This is a genomic window from Streptococcus sp. FSL K6-1323 (assembly GCF_038630745.1).
GTDB classification, from domain to species: domain Bacteria; phylum Bacillota; class Bacilli; order Lactobacillales; family Streptococcaceae; genus Streptococcus; species Streptococcus salivarius_D.
Genome location: NZ_CP152039.1, coordinates 37,756 through 54,907 on the forward strand (window position 1 = coordinate 37,756; position 17,152 = coordinate 54,907).

Sequence of the window (17,152 nt, forward strand, 5' to 3'; positions counted from 1 at the left end):
AACTTTTTTAAAAAAGGAAAAGAAAGAAAATGACTAAACGAGCACTTATTTCAGTCTCAGACAAAGCGGGCATTGTTGAATTTGCCCAAGAACTCAAAAAACTCGGTTGGGACATCATCTCAACAGGTGGTACCAAGGTTGCCCTTGACAATGCTGGGGTAGACACTATCGCCATCGACGATGTGACTGGTTTCCCAGAAATGATGGACGGACGTGTTAAGACCCTTCACCCAAATATCCACGGTGGTCTCCTCGCTCGTCGTGACCTCGATAGCCACCTTCAAGCGGCTAAGGACAATAATATCGAATTGATTGACCTTGTTGTGGTAAACCTTTATCCATTCAAGGAAACCATTCTCAAACCAGACGTGACTTACGCTGACGCAGTTGAAAACATCGATATCGGTGGTCCATCAATGCTTCGTTCAGCAGCTAAAAACCATGCTAGCGTGACAGTTGTTGTAGACCCTGCTGACTATGCTGTTGTTCTTGATGAATTGTCAGCAAACGGCGAAACAAGCTACGAAACTCGCCAACGTTTGGCAGCGAAAGTATACCGTCACACAGCTTCATACGACGCTTTGATTGCAGAATACTTCACAGCTCAAGTGGGTGAAACAAAACCTGAAAAACTCACTTTGACTTATGACCTCAAGCAACCTATGCGTTACGGTGAAAACCCTCAACAAGACGCAGACTTCTACCAAAAAGGTTTGCCAACGGCTTACTCAATTGCCTCAGCTAAACAGCTTAACGGTAAAGAATTGTCATTTAACAATATCCGTGACGCTGATGCCGCTATCCGTATCATCCGTGATTTCAAAGACCGTCCAACAGTTGTAGCTCTCAAACACATGAACCCATGTGGTATCGGTCAAGCTGATGACATTGAAACAGCTTGGGACTACGCTTATGAAGCTGACCCAGTGTCAATCTTCGGTGGAATCGTAGTCCTCAACCGTGAAGTTGACGCTGCGACAGCTAAGAAAATGCATGGTGTCTTCCTTGAAATCATCATTGCACCAAGCTACACAGACGAAGCGCTTGAAATCTTGACAACCAAGAAGAAAAACTTGCGTATCCTTGAGTTGCCATTTGACGCTCAAGATGCTAGCGAAGTGGAAGCAGAATACACTGGTGTTGTCGGTGGACTTCTCGTTCAAAACCAAGATGTTGTTAAAGAAAGTCCAGCTGACTGGCAAGTGGTTACGAAACGCCAACCAACTGAGACAGAAGCGACAGCTCTTGAGTTTGCTTGGAAAGCCATCAAGTACGTCAAATCAAACGGTATTATCGTGACTAATGACCACATGACACTTGGTGTTGGCCCTGGTCAAACTAACCGTGTGGCTTCTGTCCGTATCGCCATTGACCAAGCTAAAGACCGTCTTGACGGAGCTGTTCTTGCTTCAGATGCCTTCTTCCCATTTGCAGATAACGTGGAAGAAATCGCCAAAGCAGGTATTAAAGCAATCATCCAACCAGGTGGCTCAGTACGTGACCAAGAGTCTATCGAAGCGGCTGATAAACATGGTTTGACAATGATCTTTACAGGCGTTCGTCACTTCCGTCATTAAGAACTTACAAAGCATCCAAGAAATTGGATGTTTTTTAGATGCCTTAAGTTTCCTTTAAGCTCTCCAAGTTATACTAATACCATCCTAAAAAACTTTTCTTTTTCATAAATCTCCTAAGAGCTCAGCATCTGCTGGGCTTTTTTGTTTCATACCATCAAAAAAACAACCGTTCTCACGATTGTTCAATAGATTTAAACCTTTTCAAGGACAGACTGAGTTACCCAAGTCTTGCGATTGCCGATTTGGACGAGAATACCATCGCTTGGTGGGTCAATGGCAAGCACTTTGAAGTTACCTGGAATGGTAAAAGTTTCACCAGGATTGAGGTACTGGTCTGAAGTTGGATTGCCTTGTCTATCAACTTCAAGAACGGGTCCAGGGTCAACGATATTGTGTTTGGTTGGTGTGCCTCCAGCTAAATCTTGGCTGGTGATGGTATTTCCTGATACAGATGTGACACGGAAGGTACCTGTGAAGCGGACCGTATTGCCAACTTTGATAGAAGAGTTAGTAGTATTTCCGTTTTGAGCCCCTGGTTCAAGGTCTTTAAAATGGATATAGCCAGACACTTGACTCTTATGGAAGCTACGTTTGTGATATTTCTCAGGTCCCTGACCCGCATCGTAGTTATATTCCTCAATCGTTACCTGATCGCCATGAACTTCAGCAACCCAAGCGACATGTCCCATGTGACCAGCTCCATTGACACCGGCTGAGAACCAGGCAATGCTTCCAACGGCAGGATTCATGTCAACACGGTGACCATTGGCACGTGCGATACTGCCCCAAGTGATGGCATTCCCATAACCTACAGGTAAGGTGAAACCATTGGTATTACTGAGACGATAGGCCGCAAAAGACGTACACTGACGCCAGTACATAGTCCAAGGGTCCACGCCGAATCCCCCATATTTCCAAGAGGAAGGGTAGTCATCTCCAAGGACAGCCGCCTGAGCAGAGCTGCCACACGAAACCGATACAGTCGCTAGACAAGCTAGCGGTAAGAGACAATTTAGTAATTTTTTCTTCATTTTAACCTCCACCTACCTATTCGCAGTTTTTCAGGAAAATGAAGATATTTTTGCGTTTAAGCCTCCCTTAAGCTGCTCAGGGTATACTATCATTAATCCTAAATAACTTTTTTCGTTTTCATAATCTCCCAAGAGGTGGTCCAAGTGGCCACCTTTTTTATGTTCAAATTTGGATACACACCCATATCTCCGAACAAATATGTTATAATGGTTATGTATAATTCGTGAAAATTGCTAATTTTTCCGAATGATTGTCGTTAACGGGCATTTGCCCCTAGTCTTATTTGATATTGAGGTATCTTTCAAATGAAACTTTTGGTTGTTGGTTCTGGTGGTCGTGAACATGCGATTGCCAAGAAATTATTGGAGTCTAAAGACGTTGAGCAAGTTTTCGTAGCTCCTGGTAATGACGGGATGACATTGGACGGTCTTGATTTGATCAATATCGGAATTTCCGAACATTCTAAGCTGATTGAGTTTGCAAAAGCGAACGATATTGCTTGGACCTTTATCGGTCCAGATGATGCGCTTGCGGCTGGAATTGTGGATGATTTCAATGCAGCTGGTCTTAAGGCTTTTGGTCCGACCAAGGCTGCGGCTGAGCTGGAGTGGTCTAAGGATTTCGCTAAGGAAATCATGGTCAAATACGACGTTCCGACAGCAGCTTATGGCACCTTTTCAGATTTCGAGGAAGCCAAGGCCTACATCGAGGGGAAAGGCGCTCCAATCGTCGTCAAGGCAGACGGCTTGGCCCTTGGTAAGGGTGTCGTCGTTGCTGAGACAGTCGAGCAAGCAGTAGAAGCTGCTCACGAGATGCTTTTGGATAATAAATTCGGTGATTCAGGTGCGCGTGTGGTCATCGAGGAATTCCTTGACGGGGAAGAGTTCTCTCTCTTTGCCTTTGTTAATGGTGACAAGTTCTACATCATGCCAACGGCTCAGGACCACAAACGTGCTTATGATGGGGACAAGGGCCCTAACACTGGTGGGATGGGTGCCTATGCGCCGGTTCCTCACTTAACACAGAGCGTGGTTGACACAGCGGTTGACACTATTGTCAAGCCAGTCCTTGAAGGTATGATTAAAGAAGGTCGTCCTTACACTGGTGTCCTTTACGCTGGTCTTATCTTGACAGCTGACGGTTCTAAAGTCATCGAGTTCAACTCTCGCTTTGGCGATCCTGAAACGCAAATCATCTTGCCTCGTTTGACTTCTGATTTTGCGCAAAATATCACTGATATTTTGGATGGTAAAGAGCCAACTATCACATGGACTGACAAAGGTGTGACACTTGGTGTGGTTGTAGCATCAAACGGCTACCCACTTGCTTATGAGAAAGGTGTCAAGCTTCCTGCCAAGACAGAGGGCGACATCATCACTTACTATGCAGGTGCTAAATTCGCTGAAAATGGCCAAGACCTCCTCTCAAACGGCGGACGTGTTTACATGCTGGTCACAACAGCAGACACCGTCAAAGATGGTCAAAACATTATTTACAGCGAACTCAATAACCAAAACACAGAAGGCTTGTTCTACCGTACAGATATCGGTAGCAAAGCGATAAAAGATTAACAGATATAATATTTGTCAATGGCGAGCGAAAGCGAGCCAAACTAAGATAATGGTCGCCGTGGTAAAAAGACCAGAACAGTCTCTGTTCTGGTCGAGAGAAACTTTGAGACCCTAGGCTCAAAGTTTAGGAATGAAACCGAAGATTTGCTTCCGTCCCCACCATCTAAGACCATTATCAAAAAGGATAAAAAGGAAAAATTATGACTAAACCAGTAATTTCCATCATCATGGGCTCAAAATCCGACTGGGCAACCATGCAAAAAACCGCTGAAGTCCTCGATAACTTCGGCGTTGCTTACGAAAAGAAAGTTGTTTCCGCTCACCGTACACCAGACCTCATGTTCAAGCATGCTGAAGAAGCACGTAGCCGTGGCATCAAGGTCATCATCGCGGGTGCTGGTGGTGCAGCCCACTTGCCAGGTATGGTTGCTGCCAAAACAACTCTTCCAGTCATTGGTGTGCCAGTCAAATCACGTGCTCTTAGCGGTGTGGATTCGCTCTATTCTATCGTTCAGATGCCAGGTGGTGTACCTGTCGCAACCATGGCGATTGGTGAAGCAGGTGCGACTAACGCTGCCCTCTTTGCCCTCCGTCTCCTATCAGTAGAGGACCAGGCTATTGCGACAGCTTTGGCAGATTTTGCTGAAGAACAAGGAAAAATCGCAGAGGAGTCTACAAATGAGCTCAACTAAAACCATTGGTATCATCGGAGGTGGCCAGCTTGGTCAGATGATGGCTATCTCAGCTATCTACATGGGTCACAAGGTTATCACCCTTGATCCTGCAGCAGATTGTCCATCTTCTCGTGTGTCTGAGGTTATCGTGGCTCCTTACGATGACGTAGATGCCCTTCATCAGCTGGCGGACCGCTGTGATGTTCTTACCTATGAATTTGAAAATGTCGACGCTGACGGTCTTGACGCTGTTATTAAAGACGGTCAGCTCCCACAAGGGACAGACCTGCTTCGCATTTCACAAAACCGTATCTTTGAGAAGGACTTCCTCTCAAATAAGGCTAAAGTGACAGTTGCTCCTTACAAGGTTGTGACCTCTAGCCTTGATTTGGAAGATATTGACCTTTCTAAAAAATACGTTCTCAAGACTGCGACAGGTGGTTACGATGGCCACGGTCAAAAAGTCATCACATCAGCCGACGATTTGGAAGAGGCAAATGCCCTTGCTAACTCAGCCGAGTGTGTCTTGGAAGAGTTCGTCAACTTCGACCTTGAAATTTCGGTTATCGTGTCTGGTAACGGCAAGGACGTGACGGTTTTCCCAGTTCAGGAAAATATCCATCGCAACAACATCCTCTCTAAAACAATCGTGCCTGCTCGCATTTCTGATAGTCTAGCTGAGAAAGCTAAAGCTATGGCCGTGAAGATTGCTGAGCAACTTAACCTCTCTGGTACTCTCTGTGTAGAAATGTTTGCGACAGCTGATGACATCATTGTCAACGAAATCGCGCCACGCCCACACAATTCAGGGCACTACTCAATCGAAGCCTGCGACTTTTCACAATTTGACACGCATATCTTGGGTGTTCTCGGAGCACCACTTCCAGCAATCCACCTCCATGCACCTGCTGTCATGCTCAACGTCCTCGGCCAACACGTCGAAGCAGCTGAGCGTTATGTCACAGAAAATCCAAGCGCCCACCTTCACATGTATGGTAAACTAGAAGCGAAGCACAACCGCAAAATGGGGCATGTGACTTTGTTTAGTGATGAACCAGATAGTGTGGTTGAGTTTGGGAAAGGAATTGATTTTTAGGTGAGAATAGCAATCCTAGGACTCGGAGTTATCGGGACCACTTACGCCTACGCTTTTCAAAAAGCAGGTCATCAAGTAGAACACGTACTTAGAGACAGTAAGCGAAACAATGCTCCAAAATCCCTCTCGGTTGATTTGCTAGATGGTCGCTATCATTCCAAGGGTGAAAACAAACACGACACCTATGAAGTTCATGTGGCAGAAGCTCATTTGGAATATGATTTTATTTTTCTCAGTGTGCGTCATGGTTTTGTCAAAGAAGCCGTGGAAACCTTGCGAAAAAATAATATCAAAGGCACCCTCGTTTTCTTCTGCAATTTCTGGAATACACGAAAAGAGGTCCAAGAGTGGGCAGGAGATTACGACTATATTCTGGCTTTTCCGACAGCGGGCGGTCATATGCAGGAGGACCATTTGGATGGTGTCTTGTTCGACCATTTAATGCTAGAAGGTGAGCAAAAAGCAGATATTTCTAACTATGCTGATCTGACAGATTTATTGACTTCTGCAGATTTGAAGTGGGAAGTTCCTCATGATATGGTCGAGTGGATCTGGATTCACATGGCGATTAATGCGGGTGTTACTTCAACAGCTGCTCGTTCGGGAAAATTGGAAAACCCAGAACAGCTGGCTTTGAACTTGATGAATAGTTCTTCGGAATTATCACTCGCCATCAAGGCCATTCGAGAGGCTTTGAAAGTGGTAGAAGCGCGTGGAGTGAATTTGAAGCTTTACAAAGCCGAACTCTTACCATACAAAATTCCCGCATGGATAGCAGGCAAAGCCATGAAAATCATGTTTGCGAAAAATGAGCTGACACGAAAAATCATGACCTTACACAATGATAAACAGGATATTTTCTACTGTTGTCAAAGTGTCTATCAGACCGGTCAGGAGTTAGGTGTGGACATGCCCATTCTAGAAGCAAACATGAAGGGAATTTCGATTTAGGAGGCTTTATGATTCAACTCATCGTTAGTGCATTTGTTGAAAAAGATAAGACTGGGGCAGTCGTTGAAGTCTTGTATGCGAGTAGCAATCACGAAAAATTGAGAGCTAAGTATGAAGAGTTGGTTGCTCAATATCCTGAAAACTATTTAGCTATCTATGATTTGCCGATGGATACTGATTTGAATACACTCGATCACTATCCATCAGTGTGGATTGGGAAAGAAGAATTTGAATGAGCTAAGACTAAAATATTTGATAGATAGAAAGAGAGAGTGTGTATTCAAAAAGTAAATAGTAATGAGAGATAGAAAAAGGCTTATTATTGCAGAGATTGTCCTGAAACAAGATAGGAGAATTTTATATGACGGGTTTTTGGGAAGATTTGCGGGAAAGAATTATAGCAAATCAACAAGCTAAGCTAGATGATGCAGCATATAATGAGCGATTAGATAACATTGGAAAGGCTACAACAGCTCTTTTAGAAGCTGGAATTGACGAGGAAAGAACAAAGGCACTACTTCAAAAGCATTGGGATCTTCGTCCCAGTGAGGCCCAAGAGTTTATTGATTTTGTATATAAATATGTCCTAAAAACGAAAAAGGAAAAGTAGAATTGAGATTTCCTATGACATTATGATTAGAGACTTTATCACAGACTCAATTAGAATGTCATTATGTCATAGAAAAATTAAGTGTAAAGGAAGTGTTGATGCTAAGTTTTGTTAGGAGGTTCTTTGAAATTGAGTCAGTAAAAGAGGATGTGGTTGATTATCAAAGTAGATTCCTCAATTATAAAAATATAGTTGAGAAATCTAATACATCTGAAAGAATAGTAGTAGTTAAAAATCTCTTATCGATTATAATAGAGTATTTAAATTTTGATGAAGCTATTCAAACTATTGAAACAATTCATGATGCGCAAAATAATTCGTCAATTGAGACAATTTATAATATGCTTGCAGATAGAAATGATGTGATTACTGATGAAATAATTTGCGAAAAAATTCATCCGGATGATTTGAAGTTCTATCGTGATAAAACGATTAGAGAAGATGGCCCGATAAAAATAGCTATTAGAGAGTTTCCTATTTTATTGAATACTTGGAATTCTGATAGGATAATAAGAAATTTCAAAGACATAAATGATAATAATGTTTTTGATGGGGAACGTTACAGTAGTAATATAGAAAATCATTATATTTATCCTATGGATATTGTAGTTTGTAATGGAGCTAATCACTCACAATTTGCTGCGAGATTTCAACATGAAGGACAGACTGTTATAAAGGCTGTCTATAATTATTCAAATTTATATGAAAAGATATATTTTGATGGTTTAAATTATAGAAAGAAATTGGATGATTCAACTATTGCATTATCCTATGATAAAAAGATAATTTTCTATTCGGGAGTTATTTTTGAACTTGGAAGATATTTATTGGAAGCTGAGTACCATAGGTTTTAGAAATTTATAAGGATATTCAGCATTAGTCCCATACTCCCAATCTTTACATAGAAAAAAATAAAAAAGAAAGGAACAAGGGCACCGTATTCTTTAACTGAATACGGGCTACGGACTTCCTAATTGTAAACAAAGAAAGGAAATGGGCATCTAGTTTGCAGAACTGAACCCGGGCGGAAAGCTCGGAATTTAGATAAACCTCCTAGGACGCAAGCGTCCGTCGTTGGTTTCCTAAAATTCAGTCGCTTTCTAGTCGCCCTTGGTATCTTAAAAATGATCGAACGTTACTCTCGCCCAGAAATGGCGAACATTTGGACTGAAGAAAATAAATACCGTGCTTGGCTTGAGGTGGAAATCTTGGCTGACGAAGCATGGGCTGAGTTGGGGGAAATCCCTAAGGAAGATGTGGCTTTGATTCGTGAAAAAGCGGACTTTGACATCGACCGTATTTTGGAAATCGAGCAGCAAACTCGTCACGATGTGGTTGCCTTCACACGTGCGGTTTCTGAAACGCTTGGTGAAGAGCGTAAGTGGGTTCACTATGGTTTGACTTCTACTGACGTAGTAGATACTGCCTATGGTTACCTCTACAAACAAGCCAACGATATCATCCGCAAGGACCTTGAAAACTTCCTTAACATCATCGCTGACAAAGCGAAAGAACACAAGTTCACTATCATGATGGGTCGTACGCACGGTGTGCACGCTGAGCCTACAACTTTTGGTCTTAAATTGGCAACTTGGTACAGCGAAATGAAACGTAACATCGAGCGTTTCGAGCATGCTGCTGCTGGTGTGGAAGCTGGTAAGATTTCTGGTGCGGTTGGTAACTTTGCCAACATCCCACCATTCGTTGAAAAATACGTCTGCGACAAATTGGGTATCCGTGCTCAAGAAATCTCTACACAGGTCCTTCCTCGTGACCTTCATGCTGAGTATTTTGCAGTTCTTGCGAGCATCGCAACTTCTATTGAGCGTATGGCAACAGAGATTCGTGGTCTTCAAAAATCAGAACAACGTGAAGTGGAAGAGTTCTTTGCTAAAGGTCAAAAAGGATCTTCAGCAATGCCTCACAAACGTAACCCTATCGGTTCTGAAAACATGACAGGTCTTGCGCGTGTGATCCGTGGTCACATGGTAACAGCCTATGAAAATGTAGCCCTTTGGCACGAACGTGATATCTCACATTCATCAGCTGAGCGTATCATCGCACCAGACACAACAATCTTGATTGACTACATGCTCAATCGTTTCGGAAACATCGTTAAGAACTTGACAGTCTTCCCAGAAAACATGATTCGCAACATGAACTCTACATTTGGTCTTATCTTCAGCCAACGTGCTATGCTTACTTTGATTGAAAAAGGCATGACACGTGAGCAAGCTTACGATCTTGTTCAACCAAAGACTGCCCAATCATGGGATAACCAAGTAGACTTCAAGCCACTTCTTGAAGCAGATCCAGAAGTAACATCACGCCTCACTCAAGAAGAAATCGACGAAATCTTCAACCCAGTTTACTACACTAAACGTGTTGATGAAATCTTCGAACGCATCGGTTTGGGTGAGTAAAAATAATGAATGTAGATACTGTACTAGCTTGGTTGAATAATGTAATAAAAACCACACCGGATGGTATAATTCAATCATTAATTGTAGGTATTTTTATACTAGTTCTTAGGAAAACATTAATTAAACTACCACGGATAGGGCCAAGATTTTCTGAATGGATTAATAAATTATCACACTTTTTCAATAACAATTCATTAGAAATTTCTGAGGATACAAAAATAATTCCAACTCCTACATATATTCCGGGAGAGGACTTTCAACTTAAAAGAAAGAAAACTAAGCCTACTCAATATAACAAAAATATGAGCGATTCTGATTTTTGGGGGATGATTATCTTATCTCTAGTGCTTATTAGTGGTGCTGTTTATATGTTTATGAAGTATATAAATGAAATTTCGCTTGTTTTAAAATGGTATGGTTTAATTCCTCTGTTGTCTTCAATTATAATTTTGTTTTTTATTGCAATTAGTGGGCGTATTCAAAAATCTACATTAATTTATCTTTTTTATTCAATCCCTATATCTATACTTACGATTTATTATGGATTTAATTTATCAAAAATTTCTGAAGGAATGTCAGCTACTCTGATAAATAGCGAGTTTATTAGAAGTACGTATATAATATTGGGTCTATTAATTGCGGTAGCACAACAACTTTTAGTATATTTTATGATGTTAAGAAATTTGTTGATTTATTTTGCAAGAAAAATAAATGTCCCTAAATTTATAAAAAGGACTATATATAATACATCCTTTTTAGAGTCGCAAATTTTTTTAATTATAATGATTATTGTTTTTTCAGTACTATCTTACCTGATGACTTCGGGTATGTTGATTTTGTGGATTCAAAATTAGTCAAAATAAGATAATAGTAATTTAATAATCTAAAAAGGCATCTTCAGCCAACGTGCGATGCTTACTTTGATTGAAAAAGGCATGACTCGTGAGCAAGCTTATGACCTTGTACAACCAAAGACAGCCCAATCTTGGGATAACCAAGTAGACTTCAAACCACTTCTTGAAGCAGATCCAGAGGTAACTTCTCGCCTCACCCAAGAAGAAATCGACGAGATCTTCAACCCAGTTTACTACACTAAACGTGTTGATGAAATCTTCGAACGCATCGGTTTGGGTGACTAATTGAAGCAATACAGTAAAAAAGCAGGGCAGACCTGCTTTTTTTGATGGTGACATTTATGTCACTATTTTTGTTCTCTTTTCAGCCGTATAATAGAGTCATCGCTAGAAAACTGTCAGGAAGGAGAAGTTAGCCATCTTAAAAGGACGATTTAACTGTTTACCGGAACTTAGCCTCGTAATAGTAAGCATTGCTTATAATATCATCCGCATCATGAATGATCTTGGAAGTATCAAAGTCCCCTCTTGGTTTTTAGATATGGATATTCCTAGTGGATCCTTACTATTACTTATTTTGCTTATTATTTTAAAAAGTGACAAAAGATAATAATATCTTAAGCTACTTTTAAGTTTATTAAGATATATTATAACCATCCTAGTAAAGCAGCTAGCTTTTGTGAGCTAGAGGTAAACATAATTTTTTCATAACAAATCTCCCCGAAGAAAGTCTAGAAATCTAGGCTTTTTTCTTCTTTTTTGAGGTTTTATTAGGATATTTTAAGAAAACACTTGAAAACCCTTCCAAAACAAGGTAATATAGTTATATAAAGATTCTATTGGACAAGCGGTCACCTTGGAGGATTAGGAAGAAGAGGTTGGGAAGCCTGTACAATCGTATCTTTTCAGCGGTCTCTGGACTGTTGTGAAAATCCCTTTGGGGATTTTTTTCTGCGATTTAAGGTTTCTTTAAGGTAGGGAGGTTATACTTTAAGTCTCCTAAATAACTTTTACTGAACCTTGTTCAGTAAGTCTCGTTGGCTTACACTTTTTGTAGAACAACGAACTTTTCTTTTTCATAATCTCCAAAAGAGCTCAACACCATGTGTTGGGTTCTTTTTTTGGTCACTAAAAAACGCCCTTAGGCGTTTTAAATATGGCTTACATCTCGTCTGGAGCTTCAACACCGAGAAGGCGAAGGGCTTCTTTGAGGACTGTTGCTGTTGCGTAGCAAAGAGCCAAACGGCTGTCACGTTCTGGGCTTTCGTCCAAGATACGTGTATGGGCATAGTATTTGTTAAAGGCTTGAGCCAAGCTGATAGCAAATTTAGCAACGATAGATGGTTCAAAGTTATCTGATGCACGGTTGATGATACGTGGGAAGTCTTGGATGAGTTTGATGATTTCCCAGCTTTCAACGTCGTTTAGGCTGTATGTGGCATCTGCAGATGGTGTGAAGTCAGCCTTGCGCAAGATAGATTGGATACGAGCGTGTGCATACTGTACGTAAGGTCCAGTTTCCCCCTCGAAGGATACCATGGCATCAAGGTCGAAGTCATAACCATTCATGCGGTCTGTTTTAAGGTCGTAGAACTTGATAGCTCCGACACCAACAGCGTGGGCAACAGCTTCCTTGTTAGGCAAGTTTGGATTCTTAGCTTCGATTTGAGCTTGAGCACGGTTAACAGCTTCAGCGATAGTTGGCTCAAGTAAGATAACGTTACCCTTACGAGTTGACAATTTCTTACCGTTCTTAGTTACAAGACCAAAGGCAACGTGAGTCATATCGTCAGACCAGTCGTAGCCCATTTCTTTAAGAACAGCTTTCAACTGTTTGAAGTGAGCAGATTGTTCATTACCAACCACATAGATGGCTTTGGCAAAGTCGTAAGTACGTTTACGGTAGAGGGCAGCAGCCAAGTCACGTGTGATGTAGAGTGTTGCACCATCTGATTTTTTGATGAGGGCTGGGTGTTCGATACCGTATTTTTCAAGGTTAACCACTTGGGCACCTTGAGATTCTTGGAGAAGTCCTTTTTCTGTCAAGATGTCAACGACTTCGTCCATCTTATCATTGTAGAAGGCTTCACCGTTGTAGCTATCAAATGAAACACCAAGTTCATCATAGAGACGGTTGAATTCTACTAAGCTTTCGTCACGGAACCATTGCCAGAGGGCAGTTGCTTCCTCGTCACCAGCTTCCAATTTACGGAACCATTCACGAGCTTCTTCATCTACAGATGAGTCTTTTTCAGCTTCGGCATTGATACGCACATAAAGTTGAAGAAGTTCATTGATAGGGTTGGCTTTGACAGCTTCCTCGCTACCCCATTTCTTATAGGCAACAATCAGCATACCAAACTGTTTACCCCAGTCACCCAAGTGATTGATGCGGACTGGTTTGTAGCCTTGTTTAGCTACGATGTTGGCAAGAGCGTCAGCGATAACTGTTGAACGCAAGTGACCGATAGAGAAAGGTTTAGCGATGTTAGGGCTAGACATATCAAAGGCAATGTTACGTCCGTGACCGATGTTTTGGTCAGCGTAGTGGCTGCCTTGAGCGATGACTTGTCCAAGAACGTCCGCCGAGATTTTTGATTTATCAAGGAAGAAGTTGATGTAAGGACCAACAGCTTCAACTTTTTCAAAGTTTGAAGCATCAATTTTTTCAGCGATGTCTGCTGCAATCATTTGAGGGGCCTTGCGTAAGACTTTTGCCAATGAGAAGGCAGGGAAGGCAAGGTCCCCCATGTCAGCATTTTTAGGGGTTTCAAGCAGATTTTGAATGTTTTCTTGTTCCAATTCGGGAACAACTTTGGCAATCTCTGCTGCAATGAGTTCTTTAGTATTCATAGGCACTCCATTTCAAATCTTGTCATTCATACCTATTTTACCATTATTTTAGTTAATAGGGTAGAGACAAGAAAGTATCTCTCAAGAAGTATTTCATGAAAAAATACAAAAATTCTGTTATAATATGCAAGGAATATACATAAAAAGAGGAAAGATAATGAAGAGAGATCGTCAAGCTGTTATCAAACAGATGATTTCAAGAGATAAGATTGGGACACAAGAGGAAATTAAGCAACGCCTAGAGGCGGAAGGTATCACGGTTACACAGGCTACCTTGTCACGTGATTTGCGTGAGATTGGCCTGTTGAAGCTTCGTGATGAGGAAGGTAAACTTTACTATAGTTTGTCTGAGCATGTGCTTTCAAGTTTGGATCCTACGGTTAAGGACTATGTCAAATCAGTTTCCCGTGCCCAGTTTATGCTGGTTCTCCATACAGAATTGGGTGAAGCAGATGTTTTGGCTAACCTGATTGATAGTGACGGCAATCCTGAAATTTTAGGAACCGTTGCTGGCGCAGATACCCTATTGGTAATCTGTAAGGACGCAGTGGTTGCTGAAAGATTGGAAAGTGAGTTTCACTGATGAAGACTCCCCATCAGGATTTCCAAAAAGCCAAAGAAGAGTTAATCGACCTCCTCAAAAACCATGAGGCGGTTCTTGCTTTTCAAGAGGCTGAGAAAGCTATTGGACAGATCCCTCAGATTAGTTATCTGGCTGGACAGATGAAGGCCTATCAACAAGAAGCGGTGCTTTTTCAAAAAATTGAGAAACAACGTGCCTATGAGGAGGCAGGTGAGCAGGCAGATTTGATTCAGAATGAGTTGGAAAATTTGCCCATTGTTCAGGATTACCGTCAAAAGATGCAAGATGCCAGTGACTTGATTCAATATGTGACCAAGTCTATCGAAGAAAAGATTAACGAGGAGTTAAGACATGGCTAAGGAAAAAATATCTCCAGGAATGCAGCAGTATTTGGATATCAAGGAAAATTATCCAGATGCTTTTTTGCTGTTTCGGATGGGGGATTTTTACGAATTATTTTACGATGATGCCGTTAAGGCTGCTCAAATTTTGGAAATTAGCCTAACCAGTCGTAATAAGAACGCAGATAAACCCATTCCTATGGCAGGTGTTCCTTATCATTCGGCTCAAGCCTATATCGATGTCTTGGTTGAGATGGGCTACAAAGTAGCCATTGCTGAGCAGATGGAGGACCCTAAACAGGCTGTTGGCGTGGTTAAGCGTGAGGTAGTTCAGGTTATCACGCCAGGGACAGTGGTTGACAGCTCTAAACCTGATAATGCCAACAATTTCTTAGTAGCCATTGACAAGGTTGGAAGTCGATTCGGCCTGGCCTATATGGATGTATCAACGGGTGAATTTTTTGCGACAGAGTTGGATGATTTCAGTTCAGTTTGTAGTGAAATTCAGAACCTTAAGGCACGTGAAGTAGTGGTTGGTTATGATTTACCTGAAGCTGACGAACAAATTTTGGTGAAGCAACTCACCCTTCTACTTTCCAAGGAAACAGAGGTTTACGATGATGTCCACTTGATTGACACTAGCTTGACAGATTTGGAAAGCAGTGTGGCGGGTAAACTTCTCCAGTATGTGCACCGTACTCAGATGCGTGAGCTTAGTCATTTACAAAAGGCTCAGCACTATGAGATTAAGGATTACTTGCAGATGTCCTATGCGACCAAGTCAAGTTTGGATTTACTAGAAAATGCTAGAACGGGCAAGAAACACGGTTCCCTTTTCTGGCTCTTGGATGAAACCAAGACAGCTATGGGAATGCGTCTCTTGCGAACTTGGATTGATCGTCCTTTAGTGAATCAAGCCACTATCACCGAGCGTCAGAATATTATCCAAGTTTTCTTGGACAATTTCTTCGAGCGTAGTGACTTGACTGAGAGTCTAAAAGGTGTTTACGATATTGAGCGCCTGGCCAGTCGTGTTTCCTTTGGCAAGGCTAATCCAAAAGATTTGATTCAGCTAGGTCATACTTTGGCTCAAGTACCGGTGATTAAGGCGATTTTGGAGTCTTTTAATGACGATGCCTTGTCACGTCTTTTACAAGAGTTAGATGCTCTGCCAGAATTAGAGAGTTTGATTCGGTCGGCTATTGATTCTGATGCCCCTGCAACCATTACAGAAGGTGGCATTATCCGTGCTGGTTTTGATGAGACCTTGGACAAGTATCGCAAGGTGATGAGTGAGGGAACGTCATGGATAGCGGATATCGAAGCCAAGGAACGTGAAGCGTCTGGTATTACAACACTAAAGATTGATTATAACCGTAAAGATGGTTATTACTTCCATGTGACCAACTCTAACCTTAGCTTGGTTCCTGACCATTTCTTCCGCAAGGCAACCCTGAAAAATTCAGAGCGCTATGGAACCGCTGAGTTGGCTAAGATTGAAGGTGAAATGCTTGAGGCACGTGAAAAGTCATCAACGCTCGAATATGATATTTTCATGCGTGTCCGTGAGCAGGTTGAACGCTATATTGACCGTTTGCAATCTTTGGCTAAGGCCATTGCGACAGTCGATGTTCTTCAGAGCTTGGCAGTTACAGCAGAGACTAATCATTATGTTCGTCCTGTGTTCAATGATGAGCATCGTATTGTTATTGATCAAGGTCGTCATGCGGTGGTTGAGAAGGTTATGGGCGTTCAGGAATACATTCCAAACACGATTACCTTTGACAGTCATACCAATGTTCAGCTCATCACAGGGCCAAATATGAGTGGTAAATCTACCTATATGCGTCAGTTGGCTTTGTCAGTCGTTATGGCTCAGATGGGGGCTTACGTGCCAGCAGATAGTATTGATTTGCCAGTTTTTGACGCTATCTATACACGTATTGGTGCTGCAGATGATCTGATTTCAGGTCAGTCGACCTTCATGGTTGAGATGATGGAGGCTAATCAGGCCATTAAGCGGGCGACACCTAATTCCTTGATTATTTTTGATGAGTTAGGACGTGGGACAGCCACCTATGACGGTATGGCTCTGGCCCAGTCTATCATTGAGTTTATTCATGACAAGGTTGGGGCTAAAACCATGTTTGCTACCCATTATCATGAGTTGACAGCCCTGTCAAATACTTTGACACACCTTGTCAACGTTCATGTGGCGACACTTGAAAAGGACGGAGAGGTGACTTTCCTTCACAAGATTGTCGATGGCCCAGCCGATAAATCTTATGGTATTCATGTAGCTAAGATTGCAGGTTTACCAGCAGATTTACTGGAACGTGCTGACACCATCTTGACACAATTGGAGGGCGAGACAGTTACCATCCAACCTCAGGAAAAGGTATCGCCTCAAGAGAAGCCTGCCACTGAAACGCATGTCAACGAGCAAATCTCTCTCTTTGATGATTTTACTGAAAATCCAGTTCTTCAAGAGTTACGTGATTTGGACATTTACAATATGACACCGATGCAGGTCATGATGGCTGTAGCAGATTTAAAACAGAAACTATAAAAGAAGCTTGTCAATTGA

At 41.9% G+C, this 17,152-nt stretch carries 15 protein-coding genes and 1 pseudogene; 14 read left to right on the plus strand and 2 right to left on the minus strand.

What is annotated here, in order from left to right:
- Positions 1-29: 29 nt before the first annotated feature.
- Positions 30-1,577: a bifunctional phosphoribosylaminoimidazolecarboxamide formyltransferase/IMP cyclohydrolase gene (gene purH, locus NST80_RS00245; protein WP_002889572.1), complete on the plus strand. Its 1,548-nt coding sequence runs from the start codon at positions 30-32 to the stop codon at positions 1,575-1,577.
- A gap of 191 nt (positions 1,578-1,768) precedes the next feature.
- Here the strand turns inward: purH and NST80_RS00250 are convergent, their stop codons facing one another.
- The gene (locus NST80_RS00250) at positions 1,769-2,608 is read right to left on the minus strand and encodes a CHAP domain-containing protein (protein WP_084915153.1); all 840 of its coding nucleotides are present in this window, start codon (positions 2,606-2,608) and stop codon (positions 1,769-1,771) included.
- Between the two features lie 306 nt (positions 2,609-2,914).
- Here NST80_RS00250 and purD point away from each other — a divergent pair, with 306 nt between their 5' ends.
- The 10 genes and pseudogenes from purD to NST80_RS00300 form a co-directional block, all read left to right on the plus strand.
- A complete protein-coding gene (gene purD, locus NST80_RS00255) occupies positions 2,915-4,180 on the plus strand; it encodes a phosphoribosylamine--glycine ligase (RefSeq protein WP_084915151.1) in 1,266 nt (421 codons plus the stop codon).
- 200 nt (positions 4,181-4,380) lie between these two features.
- On the plus strand, positions 4,381-4,872 hold the full coding sequence (purE, locus tag NST80_RS00260) for a 5-(carboxyamino)imidazole ribonucleotide mutase (RefSeq protein ID WP_084915149.1): 492 nt from the start codon (positions 4,381-4,383) through the stop codon (positions 4,870-4,872).
- The gene (purK, locus tag NST80_RS00265) at positions 4,859-5,950 is read left to right on the plus strand and encodes a 5-(carboxyamino)imidazole ribonucleotide synthase (protein WP_084915147.1); all 1,092 of its coding nucleotides are present in this window, start codon (positions 4,859-4,861) and stop codon (positions 5,948-5,950) included. Before purE ends, purK begins: the two co-directional genes overlap by 14 nt.
- Positions 5,951-6,901, plus strand: a complete 951-nt coding sequence (locus NST80_RS00270; RefSeq protein ID WP_084915144.1) for a 2-dehydropantoate 2-reductase N-terminal domain-containing protein — start codon at positions 5,951-5,953, stop codon at positions 6,899-6,901.
- A gap of 8 nt (positions 6,902-6,909) precedes the next feature.
- Positions 6,910-7,137 carry a phosphoribosylaminoimidazole carboxylase gene (locus NST80_RS00275; protein ID WP_084915143.1) on the plus strand — a complete coding sequence of 76 codons (228 nt, stop codon included), beginning with the start codon at positions 6,910-6,912 and terminating at the stop codon, positions 7,135-7,137.
- A 125-nt stretch (positions 7,138-7,262) separates the two neighbouring features.
- Positions 7,263-7,511, plus strand: coding sequence for a hypothetical protein (locus NST80_RS00280; RefSeq protein ID WP_084915141.1), 249 nt, complete (start codon positions 7,263-7,265; stop codon positions 7,509-7,511).
- A 98-nt stretch (positions 7,512-7,609) separates the two neighbouring features.
- Positions 7,610-8,365, plus strand: coding sequence for a DUF6710 family protein (locus NST80_RS00285; protein WP_084915139.1), 756 nt, complete (start codon positions 7,610-7,612; stop codon positions 8,363-8,365).
- A gap of 270 nt (positions 8,366-8,635) precedes the next feature.
- Positions 8,636-9,934, plus strand: a complete 1,299-nt coding sequence (gene purB / locus NST80_RS00290) for an adenylosuccinate lyase (RefSeq protein WP_084915138.1) — start codon at positions 8,636-8,638, stop codon at positions 9,932-9,934.
- Positions 9,935-9,939: 5 nt separating this feature from the next.
- Positions 9,940-10,788, plus strand: coding sequence for a hypothetical protein (locus tag NST80_RS00295; protein ID WP_084915136.1), 849 nt, complete (start codon positions 9,940-9,942; stop codon positions 10,786-10,788).
- Between the two features lie 39 nt (positions 10,789-10,827).
- A pseudogene (locus tag NST80_RS00300) lies at positions 10,828-11,073 on the plus strand (adenylosuccinate lyase); the annotation flags it as partial.
- Positions 11,074-11,949: 876 nt separating this feature from the next.
- Here the strand turns inward: NST80_RS00300 and argS are convergent.
- Positions 11,950-13,641: an arginine--tRNA ligase gene (argS, locus tag NST80_RS00305; RefSeq protein WP_084915134.1), complete on the minus strand. Its 1,692-nt coding sequence runs from the start codon at positions 13,639-13,641 to the stop codon at positions 11,950-11,952.
- Positions 13,642-13,795: 154 nt separating this feature from the next.
- Here argS and argR point away from each other — a divergent pair, with 154 nt between their 5' ends.
- Genes argR through mutS form a run of 3 tightly spaced genes read left to right on the plus strand, consistent with a single transcriptional unit; the run spans position 13,796 to position 17,134 of the window.
- On the plus strand, positions 13,796-14,224 hold the full coding sequence (gene argR, locus NST80_RS00310; protein WP_171963598.1) for an arginine repressor: 429 nt from the start codon (positions 13,796-13,798) through the stop codon (positions 14,222-14,224).
- Positions 14,224-14,583: a YlbF family regulator gene (locus NST80_RS00315; RefSeq protein ID WP_084915133.1), complete on the plus strand. Its 360-nt coding sequence runs from the start codon at positions 14,224-14,226 to the stop codon at positions 14,581-14,583. The genes argR and NST80_RS00315 overlap by 1 nt, the downstream gene beginning before the upstream one ends.
- A complete protein-coding gene (gene mutS / locus NST80_RS00320; protein WP_183138043.1) occupies positions 14,576-17,134 on the plus strand; it encodes a DNA mismatch repair protein MutS in 2,559 nt (852 codons plus the stop codon). The genes NST80_RS00315 and mutS overlap by 8 nt, the downstream gene beginning before the upstream one ends.
- Positions 17,135-17,152: the final 18 nt, after the last annotated feature.